The sequence below is a fragment of the Micromonospora sp. L31 genome (assembly GCF_052068075.1).
Classification (GTDB): domain Bacteria; phylum Actinomycetota; class Actinomycetes; order Mycobacteriales; family Micromonosporaceae; genus Micromonospora; species Micromonospora purpureochromogenes.
This window is the reverse complement of the sequence record NZ_JBQHDC010000003.1, coordinates 289,580-310,669: the sequence shown is the minus strand read 5'-3', so window position 1 is coordinate 310,669 and position 21,090 is coordinate 289,580. Positions and strand designations below refer to the sequence as shown.

Here is a 21,090-nt window from a genome sequence, read left to right as displayed (position 1 = left end):
TCTGGAGGACCACCCCATGGGCCGTTATCTGTTGAGACGGCTGCTCCAACTCGTACCGGTGTTCATCGGGACGACGTTAATGATCTACGCGCTCGTCTGGGCGGTTCCCGGTGACCCGTTCGCCGGCAAGTGCGGTGATCGGGGCTGCCCGGACAACTACGTCGCCATGATGACCGAGAAGTACCAACTGGACGAGCCGTTTTTCGTGCAGTACGCCATCTACATGAAGAACCTCTTCCAGGGGGACTTCGGCTCGACCTGGTCCGGGCGCTCGGTCAACGACATCATCGCGACGGCATATCCCAACACCCTCAAGCTCGCCGCGGTCGCCCTGCTCATCGAGGCGGTCATCGGCCTCACCGCAGGTGTGCTCACCGGCCTGCGGCGCAACGGCTTCCTGGACAACCTGGTCCTGGTCAGCACCCTGTTCCTCATCGCGCTGCCGGTCTTCGTCATCGGCTTCGTGCTCCAGTGGCTCTTCGGCGTGCAGTGGGAGATCGTCAAGCCGACGGTCTCCAGCGAGATGCGCTTTTCCGAACTGATCCTCCCGGGCTTCGTGCTCGGTAGCGCGTCCATGGCGTACGTCGCCCGGGTGGCGCGCACCAGCATCGCGGAGAACCGCCGCGCCGACTACGTGCGGACCGCGATCGCCAAGGGCCTGCCCATGCGCCGGGTGGTCGGCATCCACCTGCTGCGCAACTCGCTGATCCCGGTGGTGACCCTGCTCGGCACCGACCTCGGCGCCCTGATGGGCGGCGCGATCATCACCGAGGGCATTTTCAGCATCAACGGCATCGGCCGTGCGGTCCTCCGGGCGATCGTCACCAAGGAGAGCGCTACGGTTGTCTCCATCGTGGTGGTCCTGGTGCTCGTCTACCTCCTGATGAACCTCCTGGTGGACCTGCTCTACGCCACCCTGGACCCGAGGATTCGCTATGAGTGACCCTTCCACCGCCTCCATCGTCAGCACCCCCCGACCGGAGAACCCGACCGAGATGGTGCCGGCGACCCCGGGCCAGCCGGAGGGGACCCGCAAGGAGAAGCCTCGCGGTCTGCTCGGCGACGCCTGGCGGGACCTGCGGCGCAAGCCGCTGTTCTGGATCTCCGCCACGTTCATCGTGATCTTCGTGCTGATGGCGCTCTTCCCGTCGCTGTTCACCGACGGTGACCCGTACAACGGCGCGCTGTCGCGCAGCCGGGTGGAGCCGTCGGGCGACGCCTGGTTCGGCTACGACGTGCAGGGCCGTGACGTCTTCGCCCGGGTGATCTACGGTGCCAACGCGTCGATCGTGGTGTCGCTGCTCTCCGTGCTCGGCGTCATGCTCATCGGCGGGACGATGGGCGTCATCGCCGGTTACCGGGGTGGCTGGGTGGACGCCGTGCTCTCCCGGATCGCCGACATCTTCTTCGGCCTGCCGTTCGTGCTCGGCGCCATCGTCATCCTGACCACCTTCAACGGCGCCGGCAGCGACAACAGCGCGTGGGAGATCAAGGGCTTGGTCATCGCGTCGCTGGTCCTCCTGGGCTGGCCGGTGGTCATGCGGCTGATGCGCTCCTCGGTGCTCGCCAACAAGGAGGCCGACTACATCGTGGCGGCGCGGGCCATGGGCGCCAGCACCAGCCGGATCATCCTCAAGCACCTGCTGCCGAACTGCCTGGCGCCGCTGCTGGTGTACGGGACGATCATGGTCGGCTCGTTCATCGGCGCCGAGGCCACGCTCTCCTTCCTGGGCATCGGCCTGAAGAGCCCGGTGGTCTCCTGGGGAATCATGGTCAACGAAGCGCAGCAGTACCTGCGGCCGTCGCCGTACCTGCTCTTCTTCCCCTCCGCGTTCCTCGTCACTGCCGTGCTGAGCTTCGTCATGCTCGGTGAGGCCGTCCGCGAGGCCCTCGACCCGAAGCTCCGATAGGGGAGACTGAGTTGTCCGACATTCTCGTGTCCGAGCAGACCGCGCCGGGCGCCGACGGATCCGGCCGCCCCTCGGGCCGGCTGCTCGAGGTCGACGACCTGCGGGTGGAGTTCCGCACCCGGGACGGCGTCGCCAAGGTCATCAACGGGGTCACCTACCACGTCGACGCGGGGGAGACCCTCGCCGTGCTCGGCGAGTCCGGCTCCGGCAAGAGCGTCACCGCGCAGACCATCATGGGCATCCTCGACATGCCGCCGGGCTTCGTCACCGGCGGTCAGGTCCGCTTCCACGGCAAGGACATGCTCAAGATGTCCGCCGAGGAGCGCCGCCGCATCCGTGGCGAGGGCATCGCGATGATCTTCCAGGACTCGCTCTCCGCGCTGAACCCGGTCTTCACCGTCGGGTTCCAGATCGCCGAGCAGTTCCGGATCCGGCGCGGCATGAGCCGCGCGGACGCCAAGAAGCGCGCGATCGAGATGCTCGACCAGGTCAAGATCCCGAACGCCAAGGGCCGGTTCAGCAACTACCCGCACCAGTTCTCCGGCGGTATGCGGCAGCGCGCGATGATCGCGATGTCGCTGGCGCTCGACCCCGAGGTGCTGATCGCCGACGAGCCGACCACCGCGCTGGACGTGACCGTGCAGGCCCAGATCATGGACCTGCTCGGCGAGCTCCAGCGGGAGCGGCGGATGGGCATGATCCTGATCACCCACGACCTCGGCGTGGTCGCCGACGTCGCGGACCGGATCGCGGTCATGTACGCCGGCCGGATCGTCGAGGAAGCCGACGTGTACGACCTGTACGCGAAGCCGGGGCACCCGTACACCCTCGGCCTGCTCGACTCGATCCCCCGCCTGGACGAGAAGGGCCAGCAGCTCCGCACGATCAAGGGCCTCCCGCCGAACCTGATGAACATCCCGCCGGGCTGCCCGTTCAACCCGCGCTGCGCCATGGCCCAGCCGGTGTGCCGCGAGAAGCTCCCCCCGTTGCTGCAGATCGGCGCCGGTCGGGCCAGCGCCTGCCACTTCGCCGAGGAGCTGGTGAACCGTGTCTGAGAACATCCTCGAGGTACGCGACCTGGTCAAGCACTACCCCGTCACCCGCGGTGTGGTGTTCAAGAAGACCATCGGTCACGTCAAGGCCGTCGACGGCGTCTCCTTCGACCTGCGGGCCGGTGAGACCCTGGGCGTGGTCGGCGAGTCCGGCTGCGGCAAGTCGACGCTGAGCCGGGTGCTGATGAACCTGGAGAAGCCGACCGCCGGCAGCGTGCTCTTCAAGGGCCAGGACATCTCCAAGCTGTCCGGCGGCGCGCTGCGTCGGCTGCGCCGGCAGATCCAGCTGGTCATGCAGGACCCGTACACCTCGCTGAACCCGCGGATGACGGTCGGTGACCTGATTGGCGAGCCGTTCGAGATCCACCCGGAGGTGGCGCCGAAGGGCAGCCGCCGGGACAAGGTCAAGGAACTGCTCGACCTGGTGGGCCTCAACCCGGAGCACATCAACCGGTACCCGCACCAGTTCTCCGGCGGTCAACGCCAGCGCATCGGCATCGCCCGGGCGCTCGCCCTGCGGCCCGAGGTGATCATCTGCGACGAGCCCGTCTCGGCCCTGGACGTCTCGATCCAGGCGCAGGTGATGAACCTGCTGGAGAAGCTCCAGAACGAGCTCGGCCTGTCGTACGTGTTCATCGCGCACGACCTGTCGGTGGTGCGTCACCTCTCCGACCGGGTCGCGGTGATGTACCTCGGCAAGATCGTGGAGATCGGCACCGAGGACGAGATCTACGAGGGGCCCACCCACCCGTACACTCAGGCGCTGCTGTCGGCGGTGCCGGTGCCGGACCCGACGCTGCGGAACAACAAGGCGATCATCCGGCTCACCGGTGACGTCCCGTCCCCGGTGTCGCCGCCCTCGGGCTGCCGGTTCCGCACCCGGTGCTGGAAGGCGCAGGACATCTGCGCCGAGCAGCCGCCGCTGCTGCAGATCCGGCAGGGCTCGGACCACCCGAGCGCCTGCCACTTCGCCGAGAAGCGGGAGATCGTCGCCACGCACGAGGTGTGAGACTCCTCCGAACCGCCTGCCGGCGTCCGCGTGACGCCGGCAGGCGGTTCGTCGTATCCGGGCCCGACCGCCGCCGGGCCGGGCGCCCGCGAACGGCCCGGGCCGTGCTGTCGCTCAGGGCCGCCAGAGGGTACGCCGCAGGACAACGGGCCGGGCGTCCCGCCCGGCTCCCGGACCGGCGGCACCCGTCACAGCGGTCCGCGGCCGGCGCGCAGCAGCAGCAGGGCCAACTGGGTGCCGTCGGCGCCGAGCGCCTGCCGGAACCGCTCCAGGATCTCCCGCTCCCGGGACAGCACCAGCCGGGTGCCGCCGGAGGCCATCCGGGTGGCGCCGACCTGCTGGGAGAGCTCCGCCCGCTCCTGCCACAGCCCGATCAGCGTCCGGTCGATCTCGTCGATGCGCTCCCGGATGGCTGCGATCCGGGCCGCCGCCGCGGGCTCGTCGGTGCCGAACCCGGGTGCCGCGTTCCGGCCGTCGCCCGCCCGGGAGCGTGCCGTGTTGCCGCTCTGTTCCGCCACGTCTGTCATCATCGGTCGTACCTCTCTGACGTCGTGCCCGGTGTCGGGAACCCGGAACGCGAAAAGCCCCGGACTCCAGGAGCCCGGGGCTTTTCGTAGGTCTGGTTGATCAGGCGCGACCCACGGCTGCCGGACTCCCGGTGCCGTAGTAAAAGTAGAAGCGCTGACCGAACACGGAGTCGAGTATGCCGACCGCGGGTACGGCCGCGCAAGGATTCCGCCAACAGTTGGGAAGGTCGCCCGGCCCCGACGCCGGGGCCGGGCGACGTCCGCTCAGCCCAGCCGGGTGATCCGGTCGGCCGGGCCCGGGACCACCGGCGCGCCCGCGCCCAGGTAGGCCACCAGCGCGTCCACGTCGAAGCCGGGGGCGGTGGTGCGGCCGGTGCCCGCCGTCAGCGCGGTGAACCCGTCCCCGCCGTTGGCGAGGAAGTCGTTGGTGGTGACCCGGTAGCCGGCCGCCGGTTCCACCGGGACGCCGTTCAGCGCCAGTGCGCTGATCCGCGAGCCGGCCGGGGCGGTGCTGTCGTAGGAGTAGGTCAGCCCGGCGGAGACCTGGAGGATCCGCTGGGTGGTCTGCCCCTGGTAGCCGACGAACTGCTGCTCCAGCACGCTCTTGAGCTGCGCGCCGGTCAGCGTCTGGGTGACCACCAGGTTGTTGAACGGCTGGACGGTGAACGCCTCGCCGTAGGTCACCTCGCCCGGCGCCTCGCCGCCGGCCGACGCCGCGTACGACAGCGAGGCCCGGACGCCGCCGGGGTTCATCAGCGCCAGCTGCGCCCCGTCGCCCTTCGTGTACGCGAGCTGCGCGTCGGCGATCACGTCACCGAGCGGGCTCTCGCCGTTGGGCCTGGCGTCCCGGACGATGTCCGCGCTGATCCTGCCCACCACCCGGTTGGCGATCGGGGCGACCGCGGCCCGGTACTTGTCGGCCAGCGCCTTGGCGCCCGCGTCGACCAGCTCGGGGTTGCGGACGTAGACGCCGGGGGCGCTCTGCTGCCAGCTGCCGTCCGGGTTGCGAACGCCGTTCTCCACCACCACGTTGCGGGCGGAGATGGCGGTGAACCGGCCGGTGCGCCGGTCCAGCGAGTAGTCGATGTCGGTGATCAGCTGCCCGTTGCTGCCGGCGCTGGTGACCACGCTCTGCGCGCCCGAGGAGTTCGGCAGCGAGCAGGAGTAGAAGCGGTGGGTGTGCCCGGAGACCACCAGGCCGAACTCCGGCCGCAGGCCGCGGACGATGTCGACGATCGGGCCGGAGAAGTTGGCGCAGTCCGAGACGCCCGGGGCGGCCGGCGGCGGGGACTGGGCGCCGCCCTCGTGCACCAGCAGCACCATCGCCCGGATGCCGAAGAGCTTGAGCAGCCCGCCCCACTTGTTGGCGGTCCGGACCTCGTCGGCGAACCGCACCGAGGCGATGCCGGCCGGGTTCACGATGCCCGGAGTGCCCTCCAGGGTCACGCCGACGAAGCCGACCGGCACGCCGTCGACGAACTTCACGTCCACCGGGGGCAGGATCGGCAGGCCGGTCTTCCGGTCGAGCGTGTTGGCGGCGAGGTAGGTGAACTTCGCGCCAGCGAAGCCGTCCGAGTCCTGGCAGCCGTCGACCGGGTGGCAACCGCCCTTGTTGATCCGGATCAGCTCGGCGACGCCCTCGTCGAACTCGTGGTTGCCGACCGAGCTGATCTCCAGCCCGACCTCGTCCATCAGCTCGATGGTCGGCTCGTCGTGGAAGGCCGCGCTGACCAGCGGCGTGGCGCCGATCAGGTCGCCGGCGCCGACGGTGGTGGTGCGGCGGCCCTCGGCCGCGGCGTCGGCGCGCAGCTTCTTCAGCCAGGTCGCCAGGTATTCCACGCCGCCGGCGGGGGTGCCGTTGACCGCGGCTCCGCTGCCGCCGGGCGGGTCGATGGCGCCGTGGAAGTCGTTGTAGCTCAGGAAGTTGCCCTTGACCTCGCCGCCGGTGGGCGTGGCGTAGGAGACGGCGACCGGGGCCAGGCCGGCCGTCGGATCGGTGGCGGCCGGTTGCGGTCCGGGCCGTCCGGTGGCGGGCAGGCTGGCCACGACGGCCAGCGCGAGGGCCGGTGCGGCGAGGTGACGCAGCAGGGCCCGACCGCGCGAGCGCGGTGGAGTCATGGTGGTTCTCCCAAGTCGTGTACGGGGGAGTAGTCGGGGTTTTCACGGTCATCGTTGCGCTTCGGGGACGAAGGCGCCAGGGGTGACGCCGTGACAGGTTCGTCTCAGCGCGCCGACCGGCCGGGCCCCCGTGACCGCGCCGTCGCGCCGGGGCGTGCGCGGACGGGAAGTGTCCGGCCGGCGGCATAGACTCGCCGTGCGATGCATCCTCTCTTCGACATCCCCGCGTCCCCGCCCGCGCCCGAGCCTGCCCGCCCGCCGGCGCGCCGGCCCGGGTCCTCCGCCGCGCACCTCGATCCGCAGGCCCTGGTCGAGGGGCTCAACGGCCCCCAGCGGGACGCGGTGACCCACGCCGGCTCCCCGCTGCTGATCGTGGCCGGCGCCGGCTCCGGCAAGACCCGGGTGCTCACCCACCGGATCGCGTACCTGCTCGCCGCGCGGGACGTGCACCCCGGCGAGATCATCGCGATCACCTTCACCAACAAGGCCGCCGGCGAGATGAAGGAGCGGGTCTCCCATCTGGTCGGCCCGCGGGCCCGGCTGATGTGGGTGTCGACGTTTCACTCCGCCTGCGTGCGGATCCTGCGCGCCGAGCACGAGCACGCCGGGCTCAAGTCCACCTTCTCGATCTACGACGCCGACGACTCGCGCCGACTGATGCAGCTGGTCACCCGGGAGCTGGACCTCGACCCCAAGCGTTACCCGGCGCGCGGACTGGCCGCCCAGGTGTCCAACCTGAAGAACGAGCTGGTCGATCCGGAGGCGTTCGCCGCCCGGGCCAAGGGCCCCAACGAGCGGGCGCTGGCCGAGGCGTACACGCTCTACCAGCGCCGGCTGCGCGAGGCCCACGCGCTGGACTTCGACGACCTGATCATGACGACGGTGCACCTGCTCCAGTCGCACCCGCACGTCGCCGAGAGCTACCGCCGCCGGTTCCGGCACGTCCTGGTCGACGAGTACCAGGACACCAACCACGCGCAGTACACGCTGATCAAGGAGCTGGTCTCCGGCACCGAGGGGATCGAGCCGGCCGAGCTCTGCGTGGTGGGCGACGCCGACCAGTCGATCTACGCGTTCCGGGGCGCGACCATCCGCAACATCCTGGAGTTCGAGCGGGACTTCACCGACGCCCGGACGATCCTGCTGGAGCAGAACTACCGCTCCACCCAGACCATCCTCAACGCCGCCAACGCGGTCATCGACCGGAACACCTCCCGCAAGCCCAAGCGGCTGTGGAGCGACGCCGGAGCCGGCGAGCAGATCGTCGGCTACGTCGCCGACACCGAGCACGCCGAGGCGGACTGGGTGGGCCGGGAGGTCGACCGGCTGGTCGACGCCGGCGACACCCGCCCCGGCGACGTCGCCGTCTTCTACCGCACCAACGCCCAGTCCCGGGTCTTCGAAGAGGTGTTCATCCGGGCCGGCCTGCCCTACAAGGTGGTCGGCGGGGTGCGCTTCTACGAGCGCAAGGAGGTCCGCGACGCGCTGGCCTACCTGCGCGCGGTGGTCAACGACGACGACACGGTCAGCCTGCGCCGGGTGCTCAACACCCCGCGCCGGGGCATCGGCGACCGCGCCGAGGCGTGCGTGGAGGCGCTCTCCAGCCGCGACCGGATCTCCTTCGGCGCCGCGCTGCGCCGGGCCCGCGAGGCACCGGGCATCTCCACCCGCGCGGCCAACGGCATCGCCGACTTCGTCGCGCTGCTCGACGGCGCGCGGGAGCTGGCCGAGACCGGCACCCCGGAGGAGGTGCTGGAGGCGCTGCTGACCCGCTCGGGCTACCTCACCGAGCTGGAGGAGAGCCTCGACCCGCAGGACGCCGGCCGGGTGGACAACCTCCAGGAACTGGTCAGCGTCGCCCGGGAGTACACCGAGCGGATCGAGGCGCTGGGCGCCGAGGGCGAGCGGGCCACGGTGGCCGGGTTCCTGGAGCAGGTGGCGCTGGTCGCCGACGCCGACCAGATCCCCTCCGACGACCCGGACCACCAGGGCGTGGTCACCCTGATGACGCTGCACACGGCCAAGGGCCTGGAGTTCCCGGTGGTCTTCCTGACCGGCCTGGAGGACGGCGTCTTCCCGCACCTGCGCTCGCTGGGCGACAGCCGGGAGCTGGAGGAGGAGCGCCGGCTGGCGTACGTGGGCATCACCCGGGCCCGGCAGCGGCTCTACCTCTCCCGGGCGGTCACCCGCTCGGCCTGGGGGCAGCCGGCCTACAACCCGCCGTCGCGGTTCCTGGAGGAGCTGCCGCCGGAGCTGGTCCGCTGGGAGCGCACCGAGGGGTCGTACACCTCCTGGGCCGGCGGGGGCGGCGGCGTCGGTGGCCGCGCGGACCGCGCGCCCGGCGCGCGCGGCGGCTTCGCCGGGGGTACGCCGAAGGCGGCGGAGCTGGCGAAGCGGCTCGGGGTGGACGGCAGTCGGCTGGCCACCGCGAGCGAGCTGCCGCAGGGGCCCAAGGTGGCGGCGGGGGACCGGGTCAACCACCAGCGCTACGGCCTCGGTCGGGTGCTCGCCGTGGAGGGGCACGGCCCGGGCGCCCGGGCGCAGATTGACTTCGGGGACCAGACGATGTGGCTGGTGCTGCGGCACGCCCCGATCGACAAGCTCTGACGACGCAGGGGCCGGACCCGGCGCACCGCCCGGGTCCGGCCCCTGCTCGCGTCGTCCGCGGCTGTGGGTGTTCGGCGAAATGTCGGTGGTCCGGGCGCTGACCAGGAACTCGCCCGGCCATTCTCATCGGCGGATCGCCCGACTTCTCTCACGGGCCCCGCAGCGGTCCTGATCCGGGTCGGGTTGCCGTGCCCGTGGCGGTGACGATAACTGGCGGGCGGCGAGGCGATCGGCGGACGTGGCCGTGTTGCGGGGTCATCGCCGCTTGGAGCGCGGGCGGTCGCGCTTGCGGCGGCGGGCCGTCTCGACAACGCGGCTCTGGCCGGGATTGGCGGCGGCGCCCGACGGATACCGCGGCGGCCGCCCCGAGATCAGGGCCGGCACTGCCACCAGCAGCCAGAAGAACACCATCGCGCCGGTACTGCCCGCCACCTGTTCGTCGGCCGGGACGGGGTGCGCCAGGCCGGCGGCGTCCCGCAGCACGCTCACCTCGTCGCCCACCCCCAGCTCGACGTCGCGCGACAACGTCAGCTCGCCCCGGATCGGGACACCGCCGGCCTCCACCAGCCGGAACCGGCGGGTGGGCTCGCCCTTGCCTTCGAATCCGTCGCGCACCGCGGCCACCGTCGCGCGGATCGGCTCGCCCCGAAGCTCGAGGACCACCTTCGAGGCGCCGTGCAGGAACGCGACGTTGACCAGGATCGCGAGACCCACAGCGGTGAATCCCCAGCCGAAACGCAGGTCGCGGCCGGAGATCACATAGATGCCGCCCAGCGAGACGAACATGCCGACGAGGAAGCCCAGCAGGAACCAGTCTGGATTCAGCAGTGCGCTGCCGGCCACGGCCCCCACCAGCATGCCCGCGGTGAGGACGCCCACCAGCGGCAGCGCGCGGCGGATGGCCATGGTGAGTCTGACCGCGCGCAGCCGCCACCCGGTCGGACCGGCACTGTCACCCCGGGCCTCCACGGCCAACGGCACCCGAGGCTGCTGCTCCGACATGGCGCGAAGGTAGCAGTCGCTTGCGAGCTCTGACGGTTCTCGGGCGACCAGTGTGAACGGAGGGCCCGGCGGGGCCGACTGCCGGTGACCGTCCCCACGACCTGGCCGACTCCAAGGGCTCAGCAGCCCACGTCGATGCCTCGGGCGCGCAGGAACGGCGCCGGGTCGATCTGGTTCCACATCTGACCCTGGTGCACCTCGAAGTGCAGGTGCGGGCCGGTGGAGTCGCCGGTGGAGCCTTCCAGGCCGAGGGTCTCCCCGGCGCCGACCTTCTCGCCGACGCCGACCTTGGCTGTGCTCAGGTGCGCGTAGTGGGTCAGGTAGCCGTTGCCGTGGTTGACCACGACCGAGATGCCGTAGCCGTCGCCGACGTCGCCGGCCTTCTCCACGGTGCCGCCGAAGGCGGCACGGACCGGCGTGCCGGCGGGCATCGCGAAGTCGATGCCGGCGTGCAGGGTGCCCCACCGCTGCCCGTAGCAGGACGTGATCTCCGCGCCCTTCATCGGGATGACCCAGGACGGCTTCGGCTTGGCCGTCCTCGTCGGCGTGGGCTTCGGCTTCGGGGTCGCCTTCCTCGTCGGCGTGGCCGACGGGCTGGCGGTCGGGCCGGCGGTGGTCGGGCTGGCCGACGGGGTGGCCGGGGAGGCGGACTCACGGGCGGAACGGTCGGCGCGGGCGGCGTCCTCGGCGCGGGACGCGGCGTCCAGCGAGACGGCGGTGGGGGCGGGGGCGTCGTCGCGGTCGAACGCGATGGTGGAGGCGCCGGCGAGGCCGAGGCCGACCAGCGCGACCGCGCCGACGACGAGAGCGTGCCCGCCGCGCCGCTTCCGCAGCCGGTGCCGGCCCGGGGCGGCCACGGTCATCTCGTTCTGGGCGGGGGTGTCTTCCTGCACGGCTGACCTTCACACTCAGGGGGCTGGGGACAACTCATCCTGGGTGTCGACCGGGTCCGCGGTGGGTACGGGTACCGCAGGGTCGCCAGCGACCGGCGGGGCAACTGTCAGCCATTGTGGCGGAATGGCCGTCTCTGCCCCGATACCTGATCTTGGGCGACGGTGGCATCGCTCACAGTCCTGACTGTGACCCAGCAGACTTCCGCGCACGAAAAACCGCCCGGATCGGTTGATCCGGGCGGTCATCAGGCGATACGGAGCGTCAGGAAGCCGCTACCTCGCTGTAATAAGCCTCGACTTGCAGCTTGATGTCCACTCCGCGCTCCTGGAGCCACGGCACCGGGTCCCGCGGCTCGCCCTTGACATGGATCTCCAGGTGCAGGTGGGAGCCGTACGAGTGGCCGGTGTTGCCGACCAGACCGAGCTGGTCGCCCGCCTTGACCTGCTGCCCCTCCTTGACGTTCACGGAGGAGGAGTGGCCGTAGATGGCCTCACTGCCGTCGGTGTGCTGGACGATCACGGCGTAGCCGTACCCGCCGAACCAGCCGGCCTTGGTGACGGTGCCGGAGTGGATGGCGACGTAGGGGGTGCCCTCGGCGGCGACCAGGTCGATGCCGGTGTGCAGCTTGCCCCAGCGCATCCCGTACGGGGAGTTGAAGTCGTAGCCCTGCAGGGGCAGCAGCCACGGGTCCTGGTCGCCGGCGTTGACCTCGGCGTCGCGGTTGGTGTCGCGGGAGGCGCGGTCGGCGGCGTCGGCGCGGGCCGCCGCGTCCTGGCTGGTGATCGAGGCCTGCTTGAGCTCGTCGAGGACCGACGGGCTCACGCTCTTGGCGTCGGGGAGCGCGTTCGCGCCCAGCGCGACGATGCCGGCACCGACGAACGCGGTGGTGACGACTGCCGCGTAGCGGCTGCGCGGGGGAGTGGGTACGCGACGGCGGCCGCGATATCTATCGGGCTCAGACGACAGGCGCTGGCGCACGCACACCCTCCGTTGTCGGGGATCCGATGCGATCTCCGGCCGTTCGGTGAAGCTCGGTCGAACGTCCGTTGGTCGCGTCGTCACCCGTCGGTGGACCTGATGACAACCGTGGACACGTTAGCCCTCCGCCGCGCCGGTCACAAGCGGAACCGCCGAATCGGTGAGTCTTTCTGTCCCTTTCCGTCCATCATTGTCATAGCTCGGTACGCCGGACGGCCGTCCCCGTTACTGCCCGTTCGTCGCGCAGAGTGACCGTTCGGCGGAGGCGTCCGGCTTTCTCGGGGGGCGGCCGGACGGTAGGGGTACGGCCCGGATTTCCCGCCCCCGACCGGGCGGGTTACCGTTCGTTCAGGTGATAGCCGCGGAGCCCGTGAAAGGTGTGCGCTGATGAGCTCTCGTATTCGGGTCGTCGTCGCGAAGCCGGGCCTCGACGGCCACGACCGTGGGGCCAAGGTGGTCGCGCGTGCCCTGCGCGACGCCGGCATGGAGGTCATCTACACCGGCCTGCACCAGACGCCGGAGCAGATCGTGGAGACCGCCATTCAGGAGGACGCCGACGCCGTCGGCCTCTCCGTACTCTCCGGGGCGCACATGACGCTCTTCCGGCGGGTGCTGGAGCTGCTCGCCGAGCGGGACGCCCGGGACATCGTCGTCTTCGGCGGCGGCATCATCCCGGACGCCGACATCCCCGAGCTGCAGCAGCTCGGCGTGGCGAAGATCTTCACCCCGGGCGCGACGACCCAGTCGATCGTCGAGTGGGTCCGGGGGAACGTGGCCCAGTCCGTCGCCTGACGACTGCGCAACCGCCGGGCCCGCGCCCGGCACCCTGGTCGACTCCGTCTCGCGCACTCCGGCGGTATCCGGTGGATGCCGCCGGAGTCGCGTACCTGGAGTGGGTCGGGAGCTGCCGGCGACGCTGGGGAGGGCCGGCCGGATCCGGGCACGGGGGAAGGGCCGGACGCACCCCTCACACGCCCGGCCCTTCTATGCACGATGCCCCGCCGCCACCCCTCGACCGACAGGGCATCGGCCGTTCCCGTCCTCGCGCTGAATCAGCGCTCCGACATCAGACTCAACGATGCCCCCACCAGGGGGTTACGCGTCGTCGGCGACATCCTTCGCGGCGGTTGCCGGCCGGGCCCGCGCACCGGCGAGTCGCGGGCGGCGCGCTGTGCATTACCGCACACCGCGCACCCGCTCGGTTGCCGCTGGTGCTCATCTCGCTAGGCTGCGGCCGATGGCCCGTTTCAACTGATGACGGGCGTCAACGGAGTTTCCACAACGCTGGTGGCGGCGCGACGGCGCGCCGCGGAGACGGGACGGGACGCGCAATCGTGGACCTGTACGAGTACCAGGGGCGGGACCTGTTCGAGCGGCACGGGTTGCCCGTGCTCGCCGGCGGCGTCGCCACTACCCCGGAGGAGGCCCGCGCGATCGCCGAACGCCTCGGCGGTCGGGTGGTCGTCAAGGCGCAGGTGAAGGTCGGCGGCCGAGGCAAGGCCGGCGGCGTCAAGCTGGCCGAGGGCGCGGAGGAGACGGTGGCCCGCGCCACCGACATCCTCGGCATGGACATCAAGGGTCACACCGTCCACAAGGTCATGATCACCGTGACCGCGGACGTGGCCGAGGAGTACTACTTCTCGTACCTGCTCGACCGGGCGAACCGCACCTTCCTCTGCATCGCCAGCGTCGCCGGCGGCATGGACATCGAGCAGGTCGCCGCCGAGACCCCCGACAAGGTGGTCAAGGCCCCGATCGACGCCGTCAAGGGCGTGGACGAGGCGAAGGCCCGCGAGATCGTCGACGCCGCCGGCTTCCCGGCCGAGGTCGCCGACCAGGTCGTCGAGGTCGCGGTGGGCCTGTGGAAGGCCTTCGTCGCCGAGGACGCCACGCTGGTCGAGGTGAACCCGCTGGCCAAGACGGGCGAGGGCAAGCTGCTGCTGCTCGACGCCAAGATCACCCTCGACGAGAACGCCGGGTTCCGGCACCCGGACCACGAGGCCCTGGTCGACCAGGCCGCGGTGGACCCGCTGGAGCAGGCCGCCAAGGAGAAGGACCTCAACTACGTCAAGCTCGACGGCGAGGTCGGCATCATCGGCAACGGCGCGGGCCTGGTCATGTCCACGCTCGACGTGGTCGCCTACGCGGGCGAGCGGCACGGCAACGTCAAGCCGGCGAACTTCCTCGACATCGGCGGTGGCGCGAGCGCCGAGGTGATGGCCAACGGCCTGGAGATCGTGCTCTCCGACCCGTCGGTGAAGAGCGTCTTCGTCAACGTCTTCGGCGGCATCACCGCCTGCGACGCGGTCGCCAACGGCATCGTGCAGGCGCTGGCCCTGCTGGAGCAGCGGGGCGAGAAGGCCACCAAGCCGCTCGTCGTCCGTCTCGACGGCAACAACGCGGAGGCCGGTCGGGCGATCCTCGACGGCGCGAACAACCCGCTGATCCAGCGGGTCGACACCATGGACGGCGCGGCCGAGCGGGCCGCCGAGCTGGCAGCTGCGGGGGTCTGACGATGGCTATCTGGCTGACCAAGGACTCGAAGGTCATCGTCCAGGGGATGACCGGTTCCGAGGGTTCCAAGCACACCCGGCGGATGCTCGCCGCGGGCACCAACGTGGTCGGCGGCGTCAACCCGCGCAAGGCGGGCCAGACGGTCGACTTCGACGGCACCGAGCTGCCGGTCTTCGCCTCCGTCGCGGACGCGATGAAGGAGACCGGGGCCGACGTCACGGTCATCTTCGTGCCGCCGCAGTTCACCAAGGGCGCCGTGGTCGAGGCGATCGACGCCGAGATCCCGCTGGCCGTGGTGATCACCGAGGGCGTCCCGGTGCACGACACCGCCGCCTTCTGGGCGTACAACGTGAGCAGGGGCGAGCGGACCCGGATCATCGGGCCGAACTGCCCCGGCATCGCCTCGCCGGGCGCCTCCAACGCCGGCATCATCCCGGCCGACATCACCGGCTCCGGCCGGATCGGCCTGGTCAGCAAGAGCGGCACGCTGACCTACCAGATGATGTACGAGCTGCGCGACATCGGCTTCTCCACCTGCGTCGGCATCGGCGGTGACCCGATCATCGGGACCACCCACATCGACGCCCTCGCCGCGTTCGAGGCCGACCCGGAGACCGACGCCATCGTGATGATCGGTGAGATCGGCGGCGACGCCGAGGAGCGGGCCGCCGAGTTCATCAAGGCCAACGTCACCAAGCCGGTGGTCGGCTACATCGCCGGCTTCACCGCGCCCCCCGGCAAGACCATGGGGCACGCCGGCGCGATCATCTCCGGCTCGGCGGGCACGGCCGAGGCGAAGCAGGCGGCCCTGGAGGCCGTCGGCGTCAAGGTCGGCAAGACGCCGACCGAGACCGCCAAGCTGATGCGGGAGATCATGGCCGGCCGCTGAGCGGCCGTCAGCAGCACCGTCCGCCGCTGGGCGGACGGGTGAGACACCGAGGGGGTCGGCCGGCGACGGTCGGCCCCCTCAGTCGTCCCAGAGCGGGTACGTCCCGCTGGCCCGCCAGATCGCGGTACCGATGATGTTGAGCACGCCGAAGGCGATCGCCAGGTAGCCGAGCACCGGGGACTGGCCGTAGCGCTTCGCGTCGCGGATCGACAGGTAACCGAAGACGATGCCGAGGATGCCGCAGCAGATCAGGCCCAGGACGATGCCGAGCACGCCCCACAGCGTGGTGCGGTCCTTGCCGGCCGCCGGCGGCGGTGGGGGCGGCGGGTACGGAGCGTTCACGGCTTCCTCCCAGCGCTTCATGCCGCGACTGCAGTCGCGTCCTGCGCCGAGGCTAGACCGGATTCCGGCCCGGAAACCGGTGGATCACGGAACTCGCCGGGGCCAGGTGGGGCCGCCGGGCAGCCGCCGCCCGCGCGGCGTGCCAGAGTAGACCCGATGTCCCCGGTCACCCCTGATCAGCCTCGCCGTCCCGCCGCCGGCGTCCGCGCCGACGCCCGCCGGGACGATGCCCGCCCGGCCGGCACCCGCCGGACCGACGACGGCCGCCGGACCGACGACGCCCGCCGGAAGGACGCCCGCCGGGAGGACGCCCGCCGGGAGGACGCCCGCCGGGAGCACGACCGGCCCGGGGGCCGGCCCGCGTCGGGTGGCCGGGTGCCCGCGCCCCGCCGGCCGGAGTCGGGCCGGGGGCGGGCGCCGCTCGTCGTCGCCGCCGGGGTCGCCGCAGGCTGGGCGGCGCTCACGTCGTACCTGCCGGTCGCCCTGGTGCTGGCGCTGGCCCAGATCAGCGAGGACGCCGGCTCCGTCGCTGGTGCGCTGCGCGCCGGGCTGTCCGGCTGGCTGCTCGGCCACGGGGTGCCGCTGCAGACCACCGCCGGCCCGCTCGGCCTGGTCCCGCTGCTGCTCTCCGGGCTCGCGTTCTGGCGGCTGACCCGGGCCGGCGTGCACACCAGCCGGGCGATGGGCGCGCGGGGCGGGCGTTCGCCCCGCCAGGCACTCACCGCCGCGGTCGCGGTCGGCCTCGGGTACGGGCTGTTCGGCGCCCTCGCCGCGGTGCTGGTGAGCACCGACGACCTGCGGGTCTCCCCGGTCCGCGCCGGCGTCACCCACGCGGTCTTCGGCGCGCTCGCCGCGCTGGTCGGGGCACTGCGCACCACCGGCGTGGCCGGCCTGCTCGCCGAGCGCGCGCCGGCGGCGCTGCGCGACGGGGTGCGCACCGGGTTGGTCGCCGGGCTGCTGCTGCTCGGCGCGGGGGCCGGCGCGGCCGGGTTGGCGGTGGCGACCGGCGGGGGCGACGCCGCCGACATGATCAGCGCGTACCGGACCGGGGTGGCCGGGCAGGCCGGCATCACCCTGGTCAGCCTCGCCTACGCGCCGAACGCCACGATCTGGTCGACCGCGTACCTGCTCGGGCCCGGCTTCGCCGTCGGCGCCGGCACGGCGGTACGCACCAGCGAGGTCTCGGTGGGCGCGCTGCCGGCCGTACCCCTGCTCGCCGGGCTGCCCAGCGGCCCGGTCGACGGGTTCGGGGCGGCGCTGCTCGCGGTGCCGGTGCTGGCCGGGATGGCCGCGGGCTGGCTGCTCGCCCGGCGGCTGCTCCGCGACGCGGACGAGCGCGCGGTGCCGGACTGGGCTGCCCTGCTCGGCCCGGCGGCGCTCGCCGGCCCGGTGGTCGGCCTGCTCGCCGGCCTCGCCGCCGCGGCCTCCGGCGGCCCGCTCGGCGGTGGCCGGCTGGCCGAGATCGGCCCGGTTCCCTGGCAGGTGGCCGCCGTCTCCACCGCGGTGGTCACGGTCGGCGCGCTGCTCGGGGCCGCCGCCGCCCGGGTGCTCGCCCGCCCGGCACCCCGCGCCTGACCCGCCGACCCGGCCCGCTCACCCGGCTGCTGGCCGCGCGGCCACACCCGACCCGCCCGGCCTCCCGCGCCTGACCCGCTGACCCACGCCCGGGCCGCTCACCCGCGCTTGGGCCGCTCACCCGGCTGCTGCCGCGTGCGACGTGTCCCCACAACGACCGGCGCGCGCGGGGCCGGGACGACGGAAGGGGCGCCCCGGAGATCCGGGACGCCCCTTCCGGGTGTCGGCTCAGGAGTTCGGCAAGGAGATGTTGGCGGCGAGCGCCACGATCTGCAGCAGCCCGAGCGCCAGACCGATTCCGCCGCAGATCAGACCCGCGAGGGCCTGACCGCCGTTGCTGGCCAGCCCCTGGGCCGCCTTCTGCCGGCCCAGCCACCCGGTGACCACCGCGGCGATGCCCAGCGGGATGCCGAGGTAGCAGCAGACCATCGGGATGGAGACGATGCCCAGGATCATCGACACCAGGCCCAGCGTGTTCTGCTGGCCCTGGGGCTGCGGGTAGCCCGCGTTCGGGTACGCCGGCATGCCGTAGGGCTGCTGGCCGTACGGATCCTGGTAGGGCTGCTGCCCGTACGGCTGGCCCGGCGCCCCGTAGGGCTGGCCCGAGGTGGGCTGGCCGTAGGGGTCACCGGAGACCGGCTGCCCGTACGGCTGGCCCGAGGTGGGCTGCTGGCCGTACGGGGCCTGCGGCGGCGGGGCGTACGGATCGTGCGGCTGCTGCCCGTACGGCGCCTGCGGGGGCGGTGCGTACGGGTCCTGCGGCTGCCCGTACGGCTGCCCGTAGGGCTGCCCGGAGGCGGGCTGGCCGTACGGGTCGTGCGGGGGCTGCTGGCCGTACGGGTCCTGACCGGGGGGTCCGGGCTGCATGGCGGATGCTCCTCAGTCGATGATCGTCAGTAGCTGCTGGCGCTGGTGTCGGAGCCCATGATCCCGGCCAGACCACCGGCGAGGCAGCACAGCAGGACGATCACGAGCCAGACGGCGCCGATGATGATGGCCCACTTCGACCACTTCTTCGACTCGTTCGCCGCCGCCTGGGCGCCCGCGTAGTCACCCTGCTGGAGCAGTGGGTTGACCTTGGAGGCGTTGATGATGGCCGGGATGGCCAGCGGCCAGAAGAAGAAGATGGCCACGATGGACATCGTCATGTTGTTGTTGATCGGCGGCTGCTGCGCGGGGTTGGGGTAACCGGGCTGCATGGTGCTCCTCGCTCCGTCGGCACTGTCCGTGCCTGATCTTGTGTGAAGGGTGCGGCGGCGGGCCGGACGGCAGCCACCGAGCGACGGGCAGCGTATCGCGTACGTGCCACTCGCGTGATCACCCGAATCGCCGCTGCCCGATCGTTGGGAGTCCTGACCTGCCCGATAGGGTGGCCGCGTGACCGAGCCCGCGTCCGTCGCCCGCCTCGTCGTCCTCGTCTCCGGCTCCGGCAGCAACCTCCAGGCGCTGCTCGACGCCACCGCCGACCCCGCGTACGGGGCCCGGGTGGTGGCCGTCGGCGCCGACCGCGACGGGATCGCCGGCCTGGACCGGGCCGCCGCCGCCGGGGTGCCGACCTTCGTCGACCGGGTCAAGGACCACCCGTCGCGGGAGGACTGGGACCTCGCGCTCACCGCGCACGTCGCCGAGCACCGACCCGACCTGGTGATCTCGGCCGGCTTCCTGAAGCTGGTCGGGCCGCACTTCCTGGCCGCCTTCGGTGACCGCTACCTGAACACGCACAACACCCTGCTGCCGGCGTTCCCCGGCATCCACGGCCCCCGGGACGCGCTCGCCTACGGCGTCAAGGTCACCGGGGCCACGCTCTTCTTCGTCGACGCCGGGATGGACACCGGCCCGATCGTCGCGCAGGTCGCCGTGCCGGTACGCGACGACGACGACGTGGAGACGCTCACCGAGCGCATCAAGGAGGCCGAGCGGCGCCAGCTCGTCGAGCAGGTCGGTCGGCTGGTCCGCGAAGGTTGGACGATCACCGGAAGAAAGGTCACGGTCCCGTGAGTTCCACTCAGGACGAGCGTCGCCCGATCAGGCGGGCACTGGTCAGCGTCTACGACAAGAGCGGCCTGGTCGAGCTGGCCCGGGCCCTGCACGACGCCGGGGTGGAGATCGTCTCGACCGGCAGCACCGCGTCCACCATCTCGGGCGCGGGGGTGCCGGTGACCCCGGTCGAGCAGGTGACCGGCTTTCCGGAGATCCTCGACGGCCGGGTGAAGACCCTGCACCCGAAGATCCACGGGGGTCTCCTGGCCGACCTGCGCAAGGACACCCACGCCGCCCAGCTCGACGAGCACGGCATCGCCGGGATCGACCTGCTGGTCTCCAACCTCTACCCGTTCCAGGCCACGGTCGCCTCCGGCGCGAGCCAGGACGAGTGCGTGGAGCAGATCGACATCGGCGGGCCGGCGATGGTCCGGGCCGCCGCCAAGAACCACGCGTCGGTCGCGGTGGTGACCGACCCGGCGGCGTACCCGGCCCTGGTGGCCGCCCTCGCCGACGGTGGCTTCACGCTGGCGCAGCGTCGGGCGCTCGCCGCCCGCGCCTTCGCCGACATCGCCGACTACGACGTCGCCGTGGCCGAGTGGTTCGCCACCACGCTGGCTCCGGCCGCCGACGGGTGGCCGCAGTTCGCCGGGCTGAGCCTGCGCCGCCGGGCGGTGCTGCGCTACGGGGAGAACCCGCACCAGGCGGCGGCCGTCTACGCCGACCCGTCCAGCCCCGCCGGCCTGGCCCAGGCCGAGCAGCTGCACGGCAAGGAGATGTCCTACAACAACTACGTCGACGCCGACGCGGCCTGGCGGGCCGCGAACGACTTCACCGACCAGCCGGCGGTGGCGATCATCAAGCACGCCAACCCGTGCGGCATCGCGGTCGGCGCGGACGTGGCCGAGGCGCACCGCCGGGCGCACGCCTGTGACCCGGTGTCGGCGTACGGCGGGGTGATCGCCGTCAACCGGCCGGTCAGCGTGGAGATGGCCCGGCAGGTGGCCGAGATCTTCACCGAGGTCGTGGTCGCCCCCGGGTACGACGAGGGCGCGGCGGAGATCCTGCAGGCCAAGAAGAACATCCGGCTGCTGCACGCCCCGGCCTTCGACCCGCTGCCGGCGGAGTGGCGGCAGGTCACCGGCGGTGTCCTGGTGCAGCTGCGGGACAAGGTCGACGCCGAGGGCGACGATCCGGCGAACTGGCGGCTGGCCACCGGCGACCCGGCCGACGAGGCCACCCTGCGGGACCTGGCCTTCGCCTGGCGGGCGGTCCGCGCGGTGAAGAGCAACGCGATCCTGCTGGCCAAGGACGGCGCCACCGTCGGGGTCGGCATGGGGCAGGTCAACCGGGTGGACTCGGCGCGGCTGGCGGTCGACCGGGCCGGCGCCGAGCGGGCCCGCGACGCGGTCTGCGCCTCGGACGCGTTCTTCCCGTTCGCCGACGGCCCGAAGATCCTCATCGAGGCGGGGGTACGCGCGATCGTGCAGCCCGGCGGCTCCATCCGCGACGAGGAGGTCATCGCCGCGTGCAAGGAGGCCGGCGTGACCATGTACCTCACCGGCACGCGGCACTTCTTCCACTGACCGACGACACCGCCGGGGGCCACGCGGCCCCCGGCGGTCCGCCGCGGGGCGGACGCCGCCCCCGCCCTGAACCTGTCGATCATGACGTTGTTGTCCGGTACCGCGGC

The 21,090-nt window shown here is 72.1% G+C and carries 19 protein-coding genes; 11 read left to right on the top strand and 8 right to left on the bottom strand.

Features of this window, described 5'->3' with window-relative positions:
* Positions 1-16: 16 nt before the first annotated feature.
* The 4 genes from ACTMS9_RS11050 to ACTMS9_RS11035 are packed head-to-tail and all read left to right on the top strand — an operon-like array spanning position 17 to position 3,971.
* Complete coding sequence (locus tag ACTMS9_RS11050) at positions 17-943, top strand: ABC transporter permease (RefSeq protein WP_441142386.1); 927 nt, start codon at positions 17-19, stop codon at positions 941-943.
* Positions 936-1,910, top strand: a complete 975-nt coding sequence (locus ACTMS9_RS11045; protein WP_441142387.1) for an ABC transporter permease — start codon at positions 936-938, stop codon at positions 1,908-1,910. Before ACTMS9_RS11050 ends, ACTMS9_RS11045 begins: the two co-directional genes overlap by 8 nt.
* Positions 1,911-1,936: 26 nt before the next feature.
* A complete protein-coding gene (locus tag ACTMS9_RS11040) occupies positions 1,937-2,965 on the top strand; it encodes an ABC transporter ATP-binding protein (RefSeq protein WP_441142630.1) in 1,029 nt (342 codons plus the stop codon).
* The gene (locus ACTMS9_RS11035) at positions 2,958-3,971 is read left to right on the top strand and encodes an ABC transporter ATP-binding protein (RefSeq protein WP_441142388.1); all 1,014 of its coding nucleotides are present in this window, start codon (positions 2,958-2,960) and stop codon (positions 3,969-3,971) included. The genes ACTMS9_RS11040 and ACTMS9_RS11035 overlap by 8 nt, the downstream gene beginning before the upstream one ends.
* A gap of 188 nt (positions 3,972-4,159) precedes the next feature.
* Here the strand turns inward: ACTMS9_RS11035 and ACTMS9_RS11030 are convergent, their stop codons facing one another.
* Together ACTMS9_RS11030 and ACTMS9_RS11025 are read right to left on the bottom strand one after the other, a co-directional pair.
* A complete protein-coding gene (locus ACTMS9_RS11030; RefSeq protein ID WP_154941902.1) occupies positions 4,160-4,501 on the bottom strand; it encodes a chorismate mutase in 342 nt (113 codons plus the stop codon).
* A gap of 261 nt (positions 4,502-4,762) precedes the next feature.
* Positions 4,763-6,616: a bifunctional metallophosphatase/5'-nucleotidase gene (locus ACTMS9_RS11025; RefSeq protein ID WP_441164853.1), complete on the bottom strand. Its 1,854-nt coding sequence runs from the start codon at positions 6,614-6,616 to the stop codon at positions 4,763-4,765.
* 201 nt (positions 6,617-6,817) lie between these two features.
* Here ACTMS9_RS11025 and pcrA point away from each other — a divergent pair, with 201 nt between their 5' ends.
* Positions 6,818-9,223 carry a DNA helicase PcrA gene (gene pcrA / locus ACTMS9_RS11020; protein ID WP_280836885.1) on the top strand — a complete coding sequence of 802 codons (2,406 nt, stop codon included), beginning with the start codon at positions 6,818-6,820 and terminating at the stop codon, positions 9,221-9,223.
* 255 nt (positions 9,224-9,478) lie between these two features.
* Here pcrA and ACTMS9_RS11015 read toward each other — a convergent pair whose 3' ends face one another.
* The 3 genes from ACTMS9_RS11015 to ACTMS9_RS11005 all read right to left on the bottom strand — a co-directional run bounded on the left by ACTMS9_RS11015 (position 9,479) and on the right by ACTMS9_RS11005 (position 12,097).
* Entirely contained in the window at positions 9,479-10,225 is a 747-nt protein-coding gene (locus tag ACTMS9_RS11015; RefSeq protein ID WP_441164852.1) for a hypothetical protein, read from the bottom strand.
* A gap of 119 nt (positions 10,226-10,344) precedes the next feature.
* Complete coding sequence (locus ACTMS9_RS11010) at positions 10,345-11,118, bottom strand: M23 family metallopeptidase (RefSeq protein WP_441142392.1); 774 nt, start codon at positions 11,116-11,118, stop codon at positions 10,345-10,347.
* 262 nt (positions 11,119-11,380) lie between these two features.
* On the bottom strand, positions 11,381-12,097 hold the full coding sequence (locus tag ACTMS9_RS11005) for a M23 family metallopeptidase (RefSeq protein WP_441164851.1): 717 nt from the start codon (positions 12,095-12,097) through the stop codon (positions 11,381-11,383).
* Between the two features lie 387 nt (positions 12,098-12,484).
* Between ACTMS9_RS11005 and ACTMS9_RS11000 the strand changes: the two genes are divergently transcribed.
* The 3 genes from ACTMS9_RS11000 to sucD all read left to right on the top strand — a co-directional run bounded on the left by ACTMS9_RS11000 (position 12,485) and on the right by sucD (position 15,500).
* Positions 12,485-12,889 carry a cobalamin B12-binding domain-containing protein gene (locus ACTMS9_RS11000; RefSeq protein ID WP_154941907.1) on the top strand — a complete coding sequence of 135 codons (405 nt, stop codon included), beginning with the start codon at positions 12,485-12,487 and terminating at the stop codon, positions 12,887-12,889.
* 542 nt (positions 12,890-13,431) lie between these two features.
* The gene (sucC, locus tag ACTMS9_RS10995; RefSeq protein WP_210778428.1) at positions 13,432-14,610 is read left to right on the top strand and encodes an ADP-forming succinate--CoA ligase subunit beta; all 1,179 of its coding nucleotides are present in this window, start codon (positions 13,432-13,434) and stop codon (positions 14,608-14,610) included.
* Between the two features lie 2 nt (positions 14,611-14,612).
* The gene (gene sucD / locus ACTMS9_RS10990) at positions 14,613-15,500 is read left to right on the top strand and encodes a succinate--CoA ligase subunit alpha (protein WP_441142394.1); all 888 of its coding nucleotides are present in this window, start codon (positions 14,613-14,615) and stop codon (positions 15,498-15,500) included.
* A 78-nt stretch (positions 15,501-15,578) separates the two neighbouring features.
* Here sucD and ACTMS9_RS10985 read toward each other — a convergent pair whose 3' ends face one another.
* Entirely contained in the window at positions 15,579-15,842 is a 264-nt protein-coding gene (locus tag ACTMS9_RS10985) for a DUF4190 domain-containing protein (protein ID WP_154941910.1), read from the bottom strand.
* A 156-nt stretch (positions 15,843-15,998) separates the two neighbouring features.
* On the opposite strand from ACTMS9_RS10985, the gene ACTMS9_RS10980 reads away from it, so the two are divergent.
* On the top strand, positions 15,999-17,417 hold the full coding sequence (locus ACTMS9_RS10980) for a cell division protein PerM (protein ID WP_441164850.1): 1,419 nt from the start codon (positions 15,999-16,001) through the stop codon (positions 17,415-17,417).
* A gap of 228 nt (positions 17,418-17,645) precedes the next feature.
* On the opposite strand, the gene ACTMS9_RS10975 is transcribed toward ACTMS9_RS10980, so the two are convergent.
* Together ACTMS9_RS10975 and ACTMS9_RS10970 are read right to left on the bottom strand one after the other, a co-directional pair.
* On the bottom strand, positions 17,646-18,284 hold the full coding sequence (locus ACTMS9_RS10975; protein ID WP_441142396.1) for a DUF4190 domain-containing protein: 639 nt from the start codon (positions 18,282-18,284) through the stop codon (positions 17,646-17,648).
* Between the two features lie 26 nt (positions 18,285-18,310).
* Positions 18,311-18,616 (bottom strand): CD225/dispanin family protein, encoded by a 306-nt coding sequence (locus tag ACTMS9_RS10970; protein ID WP_441142397.1) that lies wholly within the window; start codon positions 18,614-18,616, stop codon positions 18,311-18,313.
* Positions 18,617-18,794: 178 nt separating this feature from the next.
* Between ACTMS9_RS10970 and purN the strand changes: the two genes are divergently transcribed.
* The gene (purN, locus tag ACTMS9_RS10965; RefSeq protein ID WP_238451937.1) at positions 18,795-19,415 is read left to right on the top strand and encodes a phosphoribosylglycinamide formyltransferase; all 621 of its coding nucleotides are present in this window, start codon (positions 18,795-18,797) and stop codon (positions 19,413-19,415) included.
* A complete protein-coding gene (gene purH, locus ACTMS9_RS10960) occupies positions 19,412-20,983 on the top strand; it encodes a bifunctional phosphoribosylaminoimidazolecarboxamide formyltransferase/IMP cyclohydrolase (protein WP_441142398.1) in 1,572 nt (523 codons plus the stop codon). Before purN ends, purH begins: the two co-directional genes overlap by 4 nt.
* The last annotated feature ends 107 nt before the right edge of the window (positions 20,984-21,090 follow it).